The sequence below is a fragment of the Arthrobacter caoxuetaonis genome (assembly GCF_023921125.1).
In the GTDB taxonomy this organism is placed as follows: Bacteria; Actinomycetota; Actinomycetes; order Actinomycetales; family Micrococcaceae; genus Arthrobacter_B; species Arthrobacter_B caoxuetaonis.
Genome location: NZ_CP099466.1, coordinates 337,833 through 353,846, shown reverse-complemented (window position 1 = coordinate 353,846; position 16,014 = coordinate 337,833). Strand labels below are relative to the sequence as shown.

Genomic DNA, 16,014 nt, shown 5'->3' with positions numbered 1-16,014 from the left:
CTCCAGTAAGGCAAAATAAGAGGGTGTCCACCACTGGTTTTTCCTTTTCCCTCGGTAAGCGCCTGCGCGAAACCACGCCCGATTCCGCGTCCCGCGTCCAGGAGAACGGCGGTGAGTTCCAGGGCCGCACCGGCGTCATCAGCACCCCGCACGGCGAGATCCAGACTCCCGCGTTCATCGCCGTCGGCACCAAAGCCACCGTTAAGGCCGTGCTGCCCGAGTCCGTAGCCGAGCTTGGTGCGCAGGCCGTCCTGGCCAACGCCTATCACCTGTACCTTCAGCCCGGAGCCGACATCCTGGATGAAGCAGGCGGCCTGGGGAAGTTCATGAACTGGCCCGGCCCTACCTTCACGGATTCGGGCGGATTCCAGGTCATGAGCCTGGGCGCCGGGTTCAAGAAGGTCATCAACATGAACGCTGACGGCACCACGCATGCCACCGGAGCGGACGACGACGTCGCGCCCGGCAAGGAGCGGCTGGCGCACATCGATGACGACGGCGTCTGGTTCAAGTCCCACCTCAACGGGGACAAGCACCGCTTCACTCCCGAAATCTCGATGCAGGTCCAGCACCAGCTCGGCGCCGACATCATGTTCGCGTTCGACGAGCTGACCACCCTGCTGAACTCCCGCGGCTACCAAGAACGGTCCCTGGAACGCACCCGGCTCTGGGCTGAGCGCTGCATTACGGAACACCAGCGGCTCACGGCCGAGCGCTCACACCGCCCCTACCAGGCGCTGTTCGGCGTGCTGCAGGGAGCCCAGTATGAGGACCTGCGCCGCAAAGCGTCCCGCGACCTGGGCGCCATGGAGTTCGACGGCTTCGGCATCGGCGGAGCCCTCGAGAAGGAAAACCTCGGCACGATCGTGCGCTGGTGCAGCGAAGAGCTGCCCGAAGACAAGCCGCGGCACCTGCTGGGCATCTCCGAACCGGATGACATTTTCACCGCGATCGAGAACGGCGCCGACACCTTCGACTGCGTTTCCCCCACCCGGGTGGCCCGCAACTCGGCGTTCTACACGCCGTACGGCCGGAAAAACCTCTCCAACGCCAAGTTCAAGCGGGACTTCGGGCCGCTGGTGGACGGCTGCGACTGCTACGCCTGCGCCAACTACTCCCGTGCCTACATCCAGCACCTTTTCAAGGCCAATGAGATGGTCAGCCACACGCTGATCTCCATCCACAACGAGCGCTTTACAGTGAAGCTGGTCGACGACGCACGCCTGGCCCTTGAAGACGGAACGTTCTTCGAGTTCAAGGAGCAGGTGCTGGGCCGGTACTACAGCTAGGCGCTGGCCTGGCCGTACGTCGGCTCGCGCTTCTTGATCGCCTTGATCACGGCTGAGGTGACCGGCACAAACAGGAACTCCACCGCGGTCTTGTAGACGAAGCCGAAGATCACGTAGTTCACGAACTGTCCGGCGTCGGCAATGCCGATAACCGGTGCGGCAATGGCGCAGAAAATCAGGGTGTCCGCGAACTCACCGGCTCCGGTGGAAGCCATGAGCCGTCCCGCCAGGGCTCGCTCACGGAAACGCGCCTTCATCCGGGTCAGGACCAGGGAGTTGAGCAGCTGCCCGGCCAAAAAGCCCAGCAGCGAAGCCACCACGATCTGCCATACCGGCCCCAGTGCCGCTTCCAGCGCGGCCTGCTTCTCGAGGCCGTAGCCGTCGTCGAACCCCGGAAGCGCGATGATGACGGCGAACGCCAGCACGGCGAAGGCGGCCATGGCAAAGCCCATGTAGATGGCCCGCCGGGCGGCCTTGAAGCCGTAGACCTCGCTGATGACGTCGCCCAGGATGTAGGCCAGCGGGAAGAGGAAGAAACCGCCGTCGGTGATGATGCTGAAGTCGCCGAACACAGGGCCCAGGACAACGCCCTTCGACGCCCCGATGTTGGAAATGATGATCACTACGCACATCAGGGTGAGGATCAGGTCGTAATGGGAGCTTCCGCGCGAAGCGTAGCTCGGTGCCGGCGGAGCCGTGACGGCAGCGTCCGGGGTAGGTGAAGACATGGGTAATCCCGTTCGGTTAGTGGTTCGCCAAGGCTTTCGCCCCGCTGTATTAGCACTTGCCCGCTGTCCCGGGCGGTCATAAGACCAGCGTCAATTCTGCCACGGTACGGCCTTGTACTCCTCCTCTCCCCGGCACTGCCTTGTTTGCAGCCGCTCAGCCACACTTTTGAACGTGTTCAAAAGTGTGGTCTAATGATCGGCAGAGTGATGGAACAGGAGTTCAATGGCCGCCGGGGCAAAGAGCGAAACCACCCGGCAACGGCTGGTTGAAACAGCGACCGCACTCTTCCGTACGCAGGGCTACGAACGCACCACCATGCGCGGCATTGCGGAAGCGGCCGGCGTCTCCGTGGGAAACGCGTACTACTACTTCCCCTCCAAGGAATCACTGGTCGGAGAGCTGTACCGCTCCCTGCAGGATGAGCACCGTTCCCGCGCCCTTCCCCTGCTGCGCGCTGGGCACAACCTTGGCGAGCACCTCCGTGTCATCCTGCAGGCCAACCTCGATGTCCTTGGCCCGTACCACTCGCTTGGACACCAGTTCCTCAAGACCGCCGCGCTCCCGGTGCCCCGGACCAGCCGGTATCCGGTCCACTCCTCATCCAATCCTGCGGCGGACCTTCCCCAGGACGCCGCACAGGTTGGCCGCGGCAAGTCCATCGCCGTTTACCGCCAGGCCGTCCAAGCAGCCCGGCCGCAGCCTCCGCTGGCCATCCGGGACGATTTGCCGGACCTGCTCTGGCTGGTCCATATGGGGCTCACGCTCTTCTGGGTCTACGATTCTTCCCCCGGCCAGGCCCGCTCGCGGCGCCTGGTAAACAACACCGCTCCCCTCGTGGCAAAGCTGGTGATCCTCTCCCGCCTACCGGTTGTCCGGAATATCGTGGAAGATGTCGTCAAGCTGCTGCGAGGAGCAAGAGTCCATGACTGAAACTGCGGGCGACGACGACGTCGATCCGGCCCGTGCCAGCAGTCCCTCCTCCGGTACCGGAGGCCTTGTCCCGGCACCCCGCGTCACCTTCGGACCCACTGCGTTCATGACCGGCTATGCCATCGCCTGCCTGCTCGTCGCGGTGATGGCCACCGTAGGCATCGGCTGGGGAACGTCGCGGGACTTCTGGGGTTACCTCTGGATCATCATCATTGCCGCCTTCTATGCAGCCGGAATCGGGCTCGTCACTGCCGCTCCGGTGGGCCTCGTGCTGGGACTGCTCCTGCGCGGCGTCCCAAACCAGTGGCTGCATGTCCTGGCGTTCTTCCTCGTTCCCACACTGCTGGCGTGGCTCGTGATCGGCCTCATCGCCGGGGCGGTTGGTGTGCCTTTGCTGATGGCCCTGGCGATAGGCGTCTCCTCGGCCCTGGGCAGGCTGGCCGTCTGGCGCCTCATGGATGTCCGTTTCTAGACCGCTTCGTGCCGTGCACAGCCCGCCTGACACAGTCGACGGCAGCAGCGCCTTAAGGTGGCGGGCCGCGCCTTTTTAGGTAGAAGATGGAGCCATGTCTTTCAACACACAAACGGCACCTTCCGTCACGCTCACCATCGCCGGCTCGGAAGCCACCGGCGGAGCGGGCGCACAGGCGGACCTCAAGACCTTCCAGGAACTGGGTACCTACGGGATTGCGGCCCTGACCTGCATTGTCTCCTTCGACCCCAAGGACAACTGGAACCACCGCTTCGTCCCGGTTGATGCCCAGGTCATCGCCGACCAGCTCGAAGCGATCCAGACGGCCTACGACCTCGGCACCGTCAAGATCGGCATGCTGGGCACCCCGGCCACCATCGACACCGTCGCCAAGGCACTGCAGAGCCAGGAGTGGCAGAACATCGTCCTGGACCCCGTCCTCATCTGCAAGGGCCAGGAACCCGGTGCCGCCCTGGACACCGACCAGGCGTTGAAGGCACAGATCCTGCCGCTGGCTACGTTTGTCACCCCGAACCATTTCGAGTCCATGTCCCTTTCCGGGATGGACTCCATCGAGTCCGTCGAGGACCTCAAGGAAGCCGCCCGCCGCATCCATGAGGCCTCCGGCGCCGTCGTCCTCGCCAAGGGCGGAGTACGGCTGGAAGGCGACGACGCCGTCGACGTCTTCTTTGACGGCCAGACCATGGAGGTGCTGCGCGCACCGAAGGTTGGCGACGTTGCTGTCAGCGGTGCCGGCTGCACCCTTGCCGCCGCCATTACTGCCGAGCTCGCCAAGGGTGCCTCACCCCTGGAGGCGGCCCGCACGGCCAAGGCATTCGTCACCGAAGGCATCCGCAACCGCGTCTCTTCCAACACGCCGTTTGATGCCCTCTGGCAGGGCGGCGCGGGCAGCGGCCCTGCCCTCTAATTCCCCGGAAACGAAAGGGTCAGCGGTGCCGTCCCGGCGCCGCTGACCCTTTGGTTCCGGGAATAGAAATCCTTGACGCAGTTGTTGCCGGAAATGTGCTGGTAGAAATTTGGTCCGATATCGGATGTCCCTGGTGTTTCATTGGCAAGCGGCGCTTTGAAGCTGCCCTGTCCCGCTTCGAGCATGCCCCGGAGGTGGAAGTCCGCTGGCGCAGCTACCAGCTGGACCCCAGCCTGCCGGAGCGATTCGAAGGCTCGGAGGTCGAGTACCTGAGCAAGGTCAAGGGAATGGATCCCGCGCAGGTGTCCGGGATGCTGCAGCACGTCACTGAGCAGGCCGCCGGCGTGGGCCTGGACTACCGCTTTGGCGACCTGAAAGTCGCCAATACGTTCACCGCGCACCGGCTCATCCATCTTGCCCGGGATCTGCGCGGGGCCCAGACCGCAGCGGCGGTGAAGGAAGCCCTCCTCGCGGCGCACTTCGAGCAGGGCCAGGATATTTCCAGCCACGACGTACTGGCCGGGATCGGCGCCGATGCCGGCCTGGATCCGGACACCGTGCGGGAAGTCCTTTCCGGTACCGAATACACAGATTCGGTCAACGCAGACATTGCCGAAGGCCGTGCGCTCGGCGTCAGCGGTGTGCCCTTCTTCGTGCTGGACCGGAAGTATGGAATCTCCGGCGCACAGCCGGAAGAGGTATTCTCCCAGGCGCTCACCCAGGCGTGGGCGGAAAGCCACCAGCCGCTCCAGCCCGTCGTTTCCGAAGGCGGAGCCTGCGCCGTGGACGGCAGCGGCTGCTAGCTGTCTGGATCATGTCCCCGCGACCAGGATCATTCGTCCGGCCGGAGCCAGACGGGCATTACCGTGGGACATGAAGACCTCTCGGGTCCGGCTGTGCGTGGTAACCGCCAAACCCAAGAGGTCTTCACCCTATTCATGTGTAACTAACGTGGTGTCTCAGTACAGCTAGCGTCCCGCCTGGCCGGCCGGTTCGGATTCGGGCTGCCGCTCCGGCAGGGCTCCTGAGCCCGGCACCGCTTCGGGCGGGGCACCCGCTCCAAGACGAAGCTTGAACAGGGCCAGCGCGGCGAACACCACGACTGCGGAAACGCCCATATACAGAGCCGTGGGCGTCCATCCTGCGTCGAGCAGCGCACCCACCAGGATGGGCGCGAGAATGGCGCCGACGCGTCCGACACCAATGCCCCAGCCAACGCCGGTGGTACGCACCGACGAGTCATAGGCCTGCGGAGTCACCGTGTAGAGGCCGGCGATACAGCCGTTGATGAGCATGCCGACCAGCACGCCTGCCGAGAATGCCAGCGCCGGGATCGAGGTGGTGGTAATGAACAGCACCAGCGTTGCGGCGGACAGCACGGTGAAGGCGATCAGGGTCAGCCGGGAATTCCACTTGGTGGTGAGGGCCCCGTAGAGCAGCGAACCGAACGTCCCGCCCATGGTCAGCATCAGGCCGCCGATGATTCCCTGCTGCTCGCTCATGCCCGATTCCACGAGGAGCCGGGGCGTCCAGGAGTTGGCGAAGTAGAAGCCGAACATGATCAGGAAGAAGGAACACCACAGCAGCAGGGTCGTTGACCGGTAGCGGCGGCCAAGGAGCTGCCCCACACTGCTCTTCTGCGGCCCGTTCGTCTCCGGTGCGCTGCCAAGTTCCACCGGCCCCTGGATCCGCAGCCGCCGGACGATCCGCGCGAGCTCCCGCTGGGCGTTCGCAGGCCGCCTGGTACGGAGGTAGTCCACGGATTCCGGCACCAGCAGGAGCACCAGGACAATGGAGATGACGGTCAGCAGCCCGCCGGTGAGGAAGACCGACCGCCAGCCGAAGGCCGGGATGAGTGCGGTGGCGCCCATTCCGCCCAGGGTGGCACCGAGGCCGTAGCCGGCGGTGTAAATGCTCACGGCCATACCGCGGTAGCGGTTGTTGGAGTACTCGCTGGTGAGCACCGTGACGGTGGCCAGGATCCCGCCGACGCCCAGACCGGTGACAATGCGCCACATCCCCAGTTCCAGTGCGGAGCCGGCGACCGCGGACAGGAAGAGGCCAAGGGCATTCACGGTCAGCGCCGCCATCAGCATCCGGCGGCGCCCAAACCGGTCAGCGAAGGGACCGAAGGCCAGGGCTCCGACCGCCATGCCGATCAGCCCGGAGCTGAGGAGCCAGCCCAGCTGGGATCCGGTCAACCCGAATTCCTCGGTCACGGAAGTTGCAGTAAACGCCATGGCCAGGACGTCGTAGCCGTCCAGGGCGTTGAGGAATGCGGCCAGGGCGACGATCACCCATTGGTACGGCGACATTTTGGAAGTATCTATTTTGTTGCGGATGTCCACTGTGGACCTTTCAGGAAATGTCGATGGTGACGGTCGCCGGCGTCGAAGTGCGCTCTTCGTCAGCGACGGCGCGGGAGACACAGCAGCACATCTTGGTGTTGGGTTCTTTCTGCCGGTCGGAATAGAAGACGTCCCGGTGGTCGACGCGCCCGTCCAGATCCAGGATGCGGACCTGGCACAGGCCGCATTCACCCTTGCGGCAGTCGAACATCATGTCCAGGCCGGTACGCTCGAGCGCTTCGAGCATTGATTCGTCCGAGTGGACGGTTGCCTGGACCCCCAGGCGGGGAACGCGCACGGTGAACGGCTCAGCCTCGAACCAACCGCTGTTGCCGAACGTCTCGTAGCGCAGGTTTGGAAGAGCCAGTCCGCGTTCAATCCAGGAGCGCCGCACGGCGTCCATGAGCCGGATAGGACCGCACATGTAGAGCTCCGCCGATTCGGGCACACTGTCCACCAGGGCACGCGCATCAAGGGAAGTGCCTTCATCGTCCAAATGGATCTCCAGCTGCTCACCGTGAAGTGCGGCGAGCTCGCCGGCATACGCCATGGCTTTGCGCGACCGGGCGGCATAGACCAGCCGGTAGGTCGCTCCCAGGCGCCGAAGCAGTGCCGCCATTCCGAGGATGGCCGTGATCCCGATGCCGCCGGCCAGCAGGACGTAGCTGGGAGCGCCGACCCGCAGCGGGAAATTCTGCAGCGGCTGCGTCATCTCCAGCACGTCTCCGGGCATCAGCTGATGCATGAACGCGGACCCGCCCCTGGTTGTGGGGCTGAGGAACACGCTGATCGCCAGCTCTGAACCGTCCGGACTGGCATCGACCACGGAGTAGGAACGGATCGAGGCAGAACCGCCGATCAGGACCCGGACATCTATATGCTCGCCGGGCCGGACGGCATGGGGCTTCTCGGGGCGCAGGACGATCCGCCGGATCCCGGCAGCGATCTCCTCGGCGGAGTGCACCGTTCCGCGCTGCCAAACCTGGGAATTGGAGTCAGCCACAGGTACTGCCCTCTCAGGCGCCGGGAGCCGCGGCCAAGCGGCCTTCGGCTTCCAGCGCTCGCTCCAGCAGGCGCCGGACCCACATGCCGCCGGCGTCGATGTTCAGGCTGTAGAACTCGTAGTCCGGGTTGGCGTCGATGGCGGCCTGCTGTGCCTGCAGCATCGCCTCGTCTTCGCCGAAGACGCCGTGGACCCCGTTGCGCAGCTGCGTGGTGATGAGCTGGCTGTCCAGCCTGTAGTTGCGCATGAAAGCCCAGAAGTAGTGCGAGGAACGTTCCGACTCCGGCGTGATGGTGTTCATGACGTAACCGTTGACGCCCCGGGACCTGTCACCTTCCGGAGCTCCGGTACCGGCTTCGGCAACGCCTACGTCAATGCAGATGGTTGACGGGAAGTAGTAGTGGATAATCTGCCAGCGGTCCACCTTTCCTTCAAAGCCGGGGAACTTGTCACGCATGTTCTTCAGCCAGAAGGGCGGTGCATCGATGTTGTGCATCCACCGGGTCACCGTGACCGAGTTTTCATCGTGCGTGACCTCGAACTCGGATTCGCTGAGTTCCTCCTGCCCAATCGAGGAACTGTGCACGAACTCCTCGTGGGTCAGGTCCATCAGGTTGTCCAGCACAAGCTGGTAGTTGCAGGGGGCGTGGATGGTCTCGCCGTCACCTGCCCACTCCGGGCTGGCGAGCTGGTGCATATCCGGCACCAGGGAGGGATCGGCCAAGGTCGGGTCGCCCAGCCAGACCCAGACGTAGCGGTACTGCTCCACCACGGGGAACGACGGCACGGTGGCGGAAGGGTTCAGCGTTTCCTGGGCAGGCATGGAGGTGCAGCGGCCCGCGGAATTGTAGCGAAGGCCGTGGTAGGGGCACTGGATCTCATCCTTGCCGATCAGCTTGCCCTGCGAGAGCGGCGCCAGCCGGTGCCAGCAGGCATCTGCGAGGGCAACGGCCCGTCCGTCGGCAGTGCGGTAGATAGCCAGGGGCCGGCCGGCGACGGTGCGGGCCAGGATTCCCTTGGAGCTGACTTCGTGATCCCAGGCCGCGACGTACCAGGCGTTGAGCGGGTGGGACATGAGTTTGGCGGTGGTCGTGGATTTTGCGGCTGAGACAGTCAAGAGGGGTCCTCTGCAACGAAACGTGGAGCCAACTATCTATGTCCATAGATAGTTGGTGAGACGAATCACATGTTAGTTCCGCCACGGAGCTGCCGCAAGCAACGGACGCTTTGTGTCGCAGGCCAGATTTTGCGCTTTTCGGACCGGCCTTGCCCTGCCGATAAGGCCCCTGTCAAGGGATAACGGGAGAATTCAGGCTGAAACGCGAATATCTTTGCGGTGCCTGTTTGCTCGATTATGGTGTGCCTACGGCTGCAGGCATTTTGGGGGCCGAAGGTGCATGCTGACACCCCGCAACGGGGGTTGGGGGCACAAAGGAAAGCTGTCACGTGTGTCAGCAGCCGGCAGTGGCGTTACAAGTCTCGAGTCTCAGGTCTCCAGGTCTTCGACGGCGTTTCCGGCAACACGCGGCGGAACGTTCAAGGAGCACAATGAGACGGTCCATTCATCGCAGGCCGGGAGCAGTGGCAACAGCCGCCGTCGCCGGACTCGCACTCACGGCAGGTCTTGGCCTACCGGCCCAGGCGACTGAAACCACGGGCGCCAACGGCGCCGCGCAGGGCTTTGCAGTAGAGAAATTCGCTGAACAGAAGGTCTCGCCAAGTCTCCGGGGAGTAAACGGGGAAGTCTCCGTTTATGTCCAGTTCACGGGTGAGGGCGCCTTCGACCAGACCCAGCCGGACGCCGTCAAAGAGGGCAAACAGCAACCGGTCGTAGACGCGCCGCGCGTCCAGGAGATCCGGTCAGCCATCGAGTCCCAGGCTGAGTCCGTGGCCCAGGAAGCCGATGCCAGCACCCTTTACACCACCACCAACACCCTTCCGGGCGTTGGCATCGTGGGTGACGCCGAAGCCATCAAGGCGCTGGCGGAGCGCGACGACGTCGCGAAGATTACCCGGATCGTCCCCAAGACCATCGATAACAAGGGTGCGGACATCGACACCCGTGCCGTGAATACGTGGGTGGAGCGCCAGGAGACCGGCGAGGGCATCACCATCGCCGTTCTCGACACCGGCATTGACTACACCCACAGCGATTTTGGCGGTCCGGGGACCATCGAGGCCTATCAGGCAGCACAGGCCTCCGAAACGCTGCCCGCGGCTGACAGCGGCCTGATCGACGCCGAGAAATTCATTGGCGGTTATGACCTGGTTGGCGATGACTACAACGCAGACTCCAGCGCACCGGACTACCAGCCGGTTCCCAAGCCGGACCTCAACCCGATGGACTGCCAGGGCCACGGCAGCCATGTCGCCGGCACCGCTGCAGGCTACGGGACCAATGCCGACGGCAGCACGTTCACGGGCGACTACTCTGCCCTGACCTCCAAGAGCGTCAACGACATGCGCATTGGACCGGGCTCGGCTCCGGAGGCGAAGCTGGTGAGCATCCGTGTCTTCGGCTGCACCGGTTCCTCCGAAGTAGTCGGCCAGGCCCTGGACTACGTCCTGGATCCCAACGGCGACGGCGACTTCTCTGACCGCGCGCAGGTCGTGAACATGTCCTTGGGCTCCGAATACGCACCCGTCGACGATCCCGAGAATGACATCGTGGACAACCTGACCGAGCAGGGCATCCTTTCAGTGGTCTCATCCGGCAACTCCGGAGATGTCTACAACGTGGGCGGCTCACCGGGCAGCGCAAAGTCCGCCCTGACGGTGGCCAGCTCGATTGGCTCCCAGATCTCCCTGGACCGCGCCGATGTCCTGGCTCCCGGGGAAGAGGAAGGAACCGCGGCCGGCCAGTACTCGGTCAACTTCAACTACTCCGACCCGGCTCTCGCATCCGGGCGGCTTACCGGCGATGTGGTTGCCGCACCGGCGGACAACGCCTTCGGCTGCAACGCTTTTCCCGCAGGTTCCCTGACGGGCAAATGGGTCTGGATCCAGTGGGAGCTGGACGGAGCCTTCCCCTGTGGATCAGGCGCCCGCTTCAACAACGCCCAGGCTGCCGGAGCTACCGGCGTCGTCCTGGATTCACCGCGTGACGTTTTCGATGCGGGAATCGGCGGCAACACGGCCCTTCCCGGCATCCAGCTCAACCGCGAGTCCTCCGAGCGGCTGCGCCCTGCCGCCGTCGCCGGCACCCTGACCCTGAGCCTGGATCCGGCCTACATGGGCACAGCCACCGGCCCGTCGAACTCCCTGGACACTGTCAGTTCCTTTTCCTCCCGCGGCCAGCATGGCTCCAACGGTGTGGTGAAGCCCGACGTCGCTGCTCCCGGCTCCTCGATCGGTTCGGCCAACGTGGGTTCCGGCAACGGTGCGTCGGTGAAGTCCGGCACCTCGATGGCCGCGCCGCACGTGGCAGGCCTGGCAGCACTGATGTACGCGGCAACGGATTACACGCCGTATGAAGTCAAGAACTCCATCATGAACACGGCAACCCATGACATCCTCGCCGCGAACGGCGCCGTGCACGGCCCCAACCGTGTTGGTTCCGGCCGCGTCGATGTCCTGGACGCAGTGAACACCAAGGTCCTGGCCTACGATTCCGAGGATCAGGCGCTGACCAGCGTCAACTTCGGTGTCCTGGAACTCGGCGCGGAGGCGCTGACCGTGACCCGCAAGGTCACCGTCCAGAACAAGTCGGACAGCCCGCGGACCTTCGACGTGAGCTACCTGCCTGCCTCGACCATGCCGGGCGTGGAGATCACGACCGCTCCCCGCGTCAGTGTCGGTGCCAACTCCAAGGCAACGGTGGACGTGACCCTCACGGTCGCTGATCCGGCGGCTCTGGCCAAGACCATCGACCCGGCGGCTGACACCGTGCAGCTTGGCCTGCCGCGCCAGTTCCTGGCCGACGTCTCCGGCCGCGTCCAGCTCGCCAGCGCCGGTGTTCCGACGCTGCGCGTGCCCGTCTACTCTGCTCCCAAGCCGACATCCGACATGACGGCCGGCACGGAAATCAGTTTCGCGGATTCAGAAGCCCTGGCCGCTGATCTCACCCTCACGGGCCGCGACCTGGTCCAGGGTTCCGGCGCTTCGACCTACCTCTCCCTGGTATCGCCCCTGGTCCTTGGAGCGCAGAGCGAGAAGCGCGATGACCTGGCACTGAAGTCCATGAATTCGATGGACCTTGCAACCGTGGGTGCGTCTTCGACGGTTCCGTCGGTCAAGGCGGCAGGCGGCGATCCCCTCGACGCCGTGCTGAACTTCGGTCTGAGCACGTGGGAGAACTGGCCCCTGCTGGGCGGCTACAACGAGGTCAACGTCGAGATCGACACAAATAAGGACGGCAAGACGGACTTCATCGTCGTCACCGGCCGTGCCGCTGATCTGGACCTCGTCTTGGTTTCCACCTACCGGCTGAACCCGGACGGGAGTTCCACCCTCGTGGACCAGACCGGCGCCAATGGCCTCCTGGGCAACATGGACTCCAATACCTTCGACACCAATGCGGTGACCTTCCCGGTCTCCGTGGCTGCACTGGGCCTGGACCCGGCAGCCGAGTCGCTGCCGCTGCAGTACAAAGTGGTTACCTGGAGCCTGTACAACGTCGATGAAACCGGAACCACGGTTCCGGTCGACTCCACGGACTTCATTGAGTTCGACGCCGCCAACCCGGCACTGTGGTTCTCCGGCGGTTCGCCGGATGCCCTGTTTGCCGACGTCGACGGCGGCAAACTGACCGTAAACCGCAGCAAGGACACCACCGAAGCTTCGGCACTGTTCCTGCACCTCCACAATGCGACAGGAGACCTGAGCGGCAAGGCCGGACTGGGCGAACGCGCCGAAGTCCTGCCCGTCACCGTTCCGGCGAAGGTCGTCAACCCGGTCAGCGCTGTGAGCAAGTGCAACGCCTTCAAGGCCGAAATCACGGTAACCCTCACCAACAACGGGGACCGGCGTGCGGACATCGACCTGAAGTCCCCGCACGGCAATGCCAAGGTCATGAAGCTCGAACCGGGACAGACGACGACGGCGGTCATCAAGACCCGCCAGCTGTCCGTAGCCGCCGGTGATGTGACCGCCCATTACAAGTTCCTCGGTAAGGGCAAGGCTGAAAAGGTCGACTACACCGCGTCCTATGGCGCAGTGAAGTGCAGCCGCTAAAACTAGCCAGGCGCTGAAAAGCTGCGGGCCCGGGATATTTCCCGGGCCCGCAGCTGCATCTGGTGACCGCCCGAAGCCAAAGAGGTAGTATCCACAGAACGGATAGGAGCTATCCCAATTTCTCGCTTCCCCAAATAATCCGTCCCCATCACAGTGGTCATAACGACGTGACCTGAATCACGTTGTTCACCCTTTGACTGTCGATGGAGACCTGATGAGAAGCACGACGCCGAGAACCAAGGCCCGGGGCGCCCTTAGCGCCTTGTTTATCGCCAGCCTCGCGCTGGCTTCCTGCAGTTCTGCCCCTGCAGGAGACACGCCAAGCCCGGAGCCAGCTGTCTCTTCTGACAGCCCTGCAGCTCCGGGAGCCGAAGTCCTCGCAGCGGCTTACGAAGGTACTGTCGGGGCCCCGCCCACCGAAGCTGTCCCGGTCCCTGAGGACCTGTCCGCGTGGATCGTCTCCTGCGGACAGTCCCAGACCACGTGTTCCACCCCTGCCCAGGCAGCAGCGGATGCGGCCGAAGCCATCGGCTGGCAGCAGAACGTCTGCGACGGCCAGCTCAACCCCAACGGCTGGGCCAGCTGCATTCGGCAGGGCGTAGCCGCCAATGCAGACGTAATCCTGGTGATGGGGCAGGACTGCTCCAGTTTCCAGGGGCCGCTCGAAGAAGCCCGCGCTGCCGGAATTGTCACGGTGGGAGTCGGCGCCAATGACTGCGATATCGATGGCGGGGACCCCCTCTACACCGGGATAACCAAGAAACTTGATGGATTGGACAACGAGCAGTGGTGGAACAAGATCGGTGAACTGCAGGCCAACTGGCTGATGGGTCAGACGGGCGGCGACGTGAAACTGCTCGAAGTCACCTTTGCGGATGCCCGCTTCGGTCCGTGGATCAGCGATGGACTCAACGCCGCCCTCGCGGATTGCGAGACCTGTGAGGTTGTCGGGACCCTGCAGCTGGGTAACCAGGATGCAGCGGCCGGCGCCATGGGGCAGAAGCTCTCCACAGCACTGCTCCAGGCTCCGGAGGCCAACGCGATCGCCGTTCCGCTGGACGGATGGTTCATGGCAGGTCTTTCCCAGGCAATTGTCTCCTCCCAGCGGTCCGACGACCTGGCAGTCATAGGGACGTTCGGCCAGCGCAGCAACCTGGACCTGATCGCCGACGGACAGGGCCAGGACGCCTCCGTAGCCTTCAGCCTTGAGTGGGACGGATGGTCCGGGATTGATACCGCACTCCGTCTGCTGGCGGGGCAGGAAATCCTGGCCTCGGGTGTCGGGCAGCAGGTGGTGGACGCGACCACGAACATGCCGGCTGACGGCAGTTCCTTCGCTTACAACCCGGAGATTGATTTCAGAAAGGCGTACCTGGAGGCGTGGGGCAAGTAGTGGCTGCTCACGACGAGAACTGCCCTTCCGTGCCCGCGGCTCCCGCGGGCACGGAAGGTGTGGTTGACCAGGCATCCTCCGTTGCTCTTGGCGCCCACGGACTGGTGAAGACCTTCGCCGGCGCCACCGCACTCGCCGGGGTGGATCTGGCCGTCCAAGCCGGAACCATCCACGCCCTGCTGGGCGGCAACGGATCCGGTAAATCCACGCTCATTAAGTGCCTGGCAGGGGTATACCAGGCAGATGCCGGCACAATCACCGTGCACGGCGAGGACATTCCTGTACGGCAAATGACTCCGCGCCGGGCGCGAGAAGCAGGCTTGAGGTTTGTTCATCAGGATCTGGGGCTCTTTGACGGCCTGACCGTCGCAGAGAACTTCGGCCTGGATTCCGGCTTCCCCGTCAACAAACTGCGCGGAATCCGGTGGGAGGCACTTCGCCGGCGCGTGGATGAGTTGCTGGCATCCTACGGAATTGAAGTCCGTGCCACGGATCCGGTGGGTACCCTCCGACCCAGTCAGAAGACCATGGTGGCTGTTGCCCGCGCACTGGCCGACCAGCAGGACAGCGAGTTCGCGCTGCTCCTGGATGAGCCGACGGCGTCGCTGCCGGAGGACGAGTCCCGGGAGCTGATGGCCGCCCTGCGCGCCCGGGCCAACCGCGGACAGACGATCGTGCTGGTGACGCACCGCTTCCGTGAAATCTCTGAGGTAGCCGACGACGTCACGGTATTTCGGGATGGCAGAGTAGCCGGCCGAGGGCCGGTCGCTGAAATGTCCACCGCCACCATCGTGGAAATGATGTCCGGAGCCCCGCGCATGGAAGAGAGTTCTTCCGGCACGAATCGGCCTGTCCACCCTGCTCAGCGAAACAGCCACCCGGACGGGTCGAGCGTGGATTCCCCGGCGCCGCTGTTCGAGGCCACGAACCTGTCCAGCTTCCCCCTCTCCGGGGTGAACCTGACGGTCGCACCCGGGGAGATCCTGGGACTCGCGGGATTGGCAGGTTCCGGCCGTTCCACGGTGCTGCGCGCCATCTTCGGTGACGCTCCGCTGAACAGCGGAAGCATGAACTTGAACGGCGTTTCCCACCAGCCCTCCTCCCCCGCGGACGCAGTACGTTCAGGGATCGCCTATGTGCCCGAAAACAGGCATCGGGATGCGGCATTTCTGGACCTGCCGGTACGGGAAAATGTTTCTGCCACTGTCATCGCGCGGTACTGGCGCAGATTTGTCATGAACCGCCGGTTGGAACGGGAAGAGACCCAGGACCTGATCCTGAAGCACTCTGTCCGCACGGACGGTACCGAGCAGCCGATAAGCCGGTTGTCCGGCGGCAACCAGCAGAAGGTGATTCTGGCGCGCTGGCTGCGCAGAAACCCGCGGTTACTCCTGCTCGATGAACCAACCCAAGGCGTCGATGTGATGTCCCGCCGGGACATTTACCGGTCGCTGCGGAGCAGCGCAGCACAAGGATGCGGGGTGCTGGTAGCCTCCAGCGATCTGGACGAACTGGCAGAGATATGCGACCGCGTCCTTGTCCTGGTCGAAGGCCGGGTTGCCGCTGAACTCATTCCTGAAGACTCCGGACGCGATGTGCTGGCCGCGGCCGTCATGTCCGCGGCCCCAGACCACCCTGCCCCTCAAGAAGGACCGTAATGGACGCCATTCATACGCCCCCGGATGATTCTCAGAAGACCCGGCAGCCCTCAGCGGTTCTCAGCGCCGCAGAGCCAGCTGATTCCCTCCCT

The 16,014-nt window shown here is 64.2% G+C and carries 12 protein-coding genes; 8 read left to right on the top strand and 4 right to left on the bottom strand.

Annotated elements, in window-relative coordinates:
* Positions 1-23: 23 nt before the first annotated feature.
* Positions 24-1,289 carry a tRNA guanosine(34) transglycosylase Tgt gene (tgt, locus tag NF551_RS01710; RefSeq protein WP_227896247.1) on the top strand — a complete coding sequence of 422 codons (1,266 nt, stop codon included), beginning with the start codon at positions 24-26 and terminating at the stop codon, positions 1,287-1,289.
* On the opposite strand, the gene NF551_RS01705 is transcribed toward tgt, so the two are convergent.
* Positions 1,286-2,017 (bottom strand): queuosine precursor transporter, encoded by a 732-nt coding sequence (locus tag NF551_RS01705; protein ID WP_227896248.1) that lies wholly within the window; start codon positions 2,015-2,017, stop codon positions 1,286-1,288. The genes tgt and NF551_RS01705 overlap by 4 nt on opposite strands.
* Positions 2,018-2,240: 223 nt before the next feature.
* On the opposite strand from NF551_RS01705, the gene NF551_RS01700 reads away from it, so the two are divergent.
* The 4 genes from NF551_RS01700 (at position 2,241) to NF551_RS01685 (ending at position 5,151) form a co-directional block, all read left to right on the top strand.
* On the top strand, positions 2,241-2,948 hold the full coding sequence (locus NF551_RS01700) for a TetR/AcrR family transcriptional regulator (protein WP_227896249.1): 708 nt from the start codon (positions 2,241-2,243) through the stop codon (positions 2,946-2,948).
* Positions 2,941-3,420, top strand: coding sequence for a hypothetical protein (locus NF551_RS01695; protein WP_227896250.1), 480 nt, complete (start codon positions 2,941-2,943; stop codon positions 3,418-3,420). Before NF551_RS01700 ends, NF551_RS01695 begins: the two co-directional genes overlap by 8 nt.
* 94 nt (positions 3,421-3,514) lie before the next feature.
* A complete protein-coding gene (gene thiD / locus NF551_RS01690; protein WP_227896251.1) occupies positions 3,515-4,348 on the top strand; it encodes a bifunctional hydroxymethylpyrimidine kinase/phosphomethylpyrimidine kinase in 834 nt (277 codons plus the stop codon).
* 95 nt (positions 4,349-4,443) lie between these two features.
* On the top strand, positions 4,444-5,151 hold the full coding sequence (locus tag NF551_RS01685; RefSeq protein ID WP_227896252.1) for a DsbA family oxidoreductase: 708 nt from the start codon (positions 4,444-4,446) through the stop codon (positions 5,149-5,151).
* Between the two features lie 165 nt (positions 5,152-5,316).
* On the opposite strand, the gene NF551_RS01680 is transcribed toward NF551_RS01685, so the two are convergent.
* Genes NF551_RS01680 through NF551_RS01670 form a run of 3 tightly spaced genes read right to left on the bottom strand, consistent with a single transcriptional unit; the run spans position 5,317 to position 8,816 of the window.
* Positions 5,317-6,663 (bottom strand): MFS transporter, encoded by a 1,347-nt coding sequence (locus NF551_RS01680; RefSeq protein WP_227896253.1) that lies wholly within the window; start codon positions 6,661-6,663, stop codon positions 5,317-5,319.
* Between the two features lie 43 nt (positions 6,664-6,706).
* Positions 6,707-7,699, bottom strand: a complete 993-nt coding sequence (locus NF551_RS01675) for a PDR/VanB family oxidoreductase (protein ID WP_227896254.1) — start codon at positions 7,697-7,699, stop codon at positions 6,707-6,709.
* 13 nt (positions 7,700-7,712) lie between these two features.
* Complete coding sequence (locus NF551_RS01670) at positions 7,713-8,816, bottom strand: aromatic ring-hydroxylating dioxygenase subunit alpha (protein WP_227896255.1); 1,104 nt, start codon at positions 8,814-8,816, stop codon at positions 7,713-7,715.
* A 431-nt stretch (positions 8,817-9,247) separates the two neighbouring features.
* Here NF551_RS01670 and NF551_RS01665 point away from each other — a divergent pair, with 431 nt between their 5' ends.
* From NF551_RS01665 to NF551_RS01655, 3 genes are all read left to right on the top strand, one after another.
* Positions 9,248-12,871, top strand: a complete 3,624-nt coding sequence (locus tag NF551_RS01665) for a S8 family peptidase (protein ID WP_227896256.1) — start codon at positions 9,248-9,250, stop codon at positions 12,869-12,871.
* A gap of 214 nt (positions 12,872-13,085) precedes the next feature.
* Positions 13,086-14,264: a sugar ABC transporter substrate-binding protein gene (locus NF551_RS01660; protein WP_227896257.1), complete on the top strand. Its 1,179-nt coding sequence runs from the start codon at positions 13,086-13,088 to the stop codon at positions 14,262-14,264.
* Positions 14,264-15,922, top strand: coding sequence for a sugar ABC transporter ATP-binding protein (locus NF551_RS01655; RefSeq protein ID WP_227896258.1), 1,659 nt, complete (start codon positions 14,264-14,266; stop codon positions 15,920-15,922). The genes NF551_RS01660 and NF551_RS01655 overlap by 1 nt, the downstream gene beginning before the upstream one ends.
* Positions 15,923-16,014 lie beyond the last annotated feature (92 nt).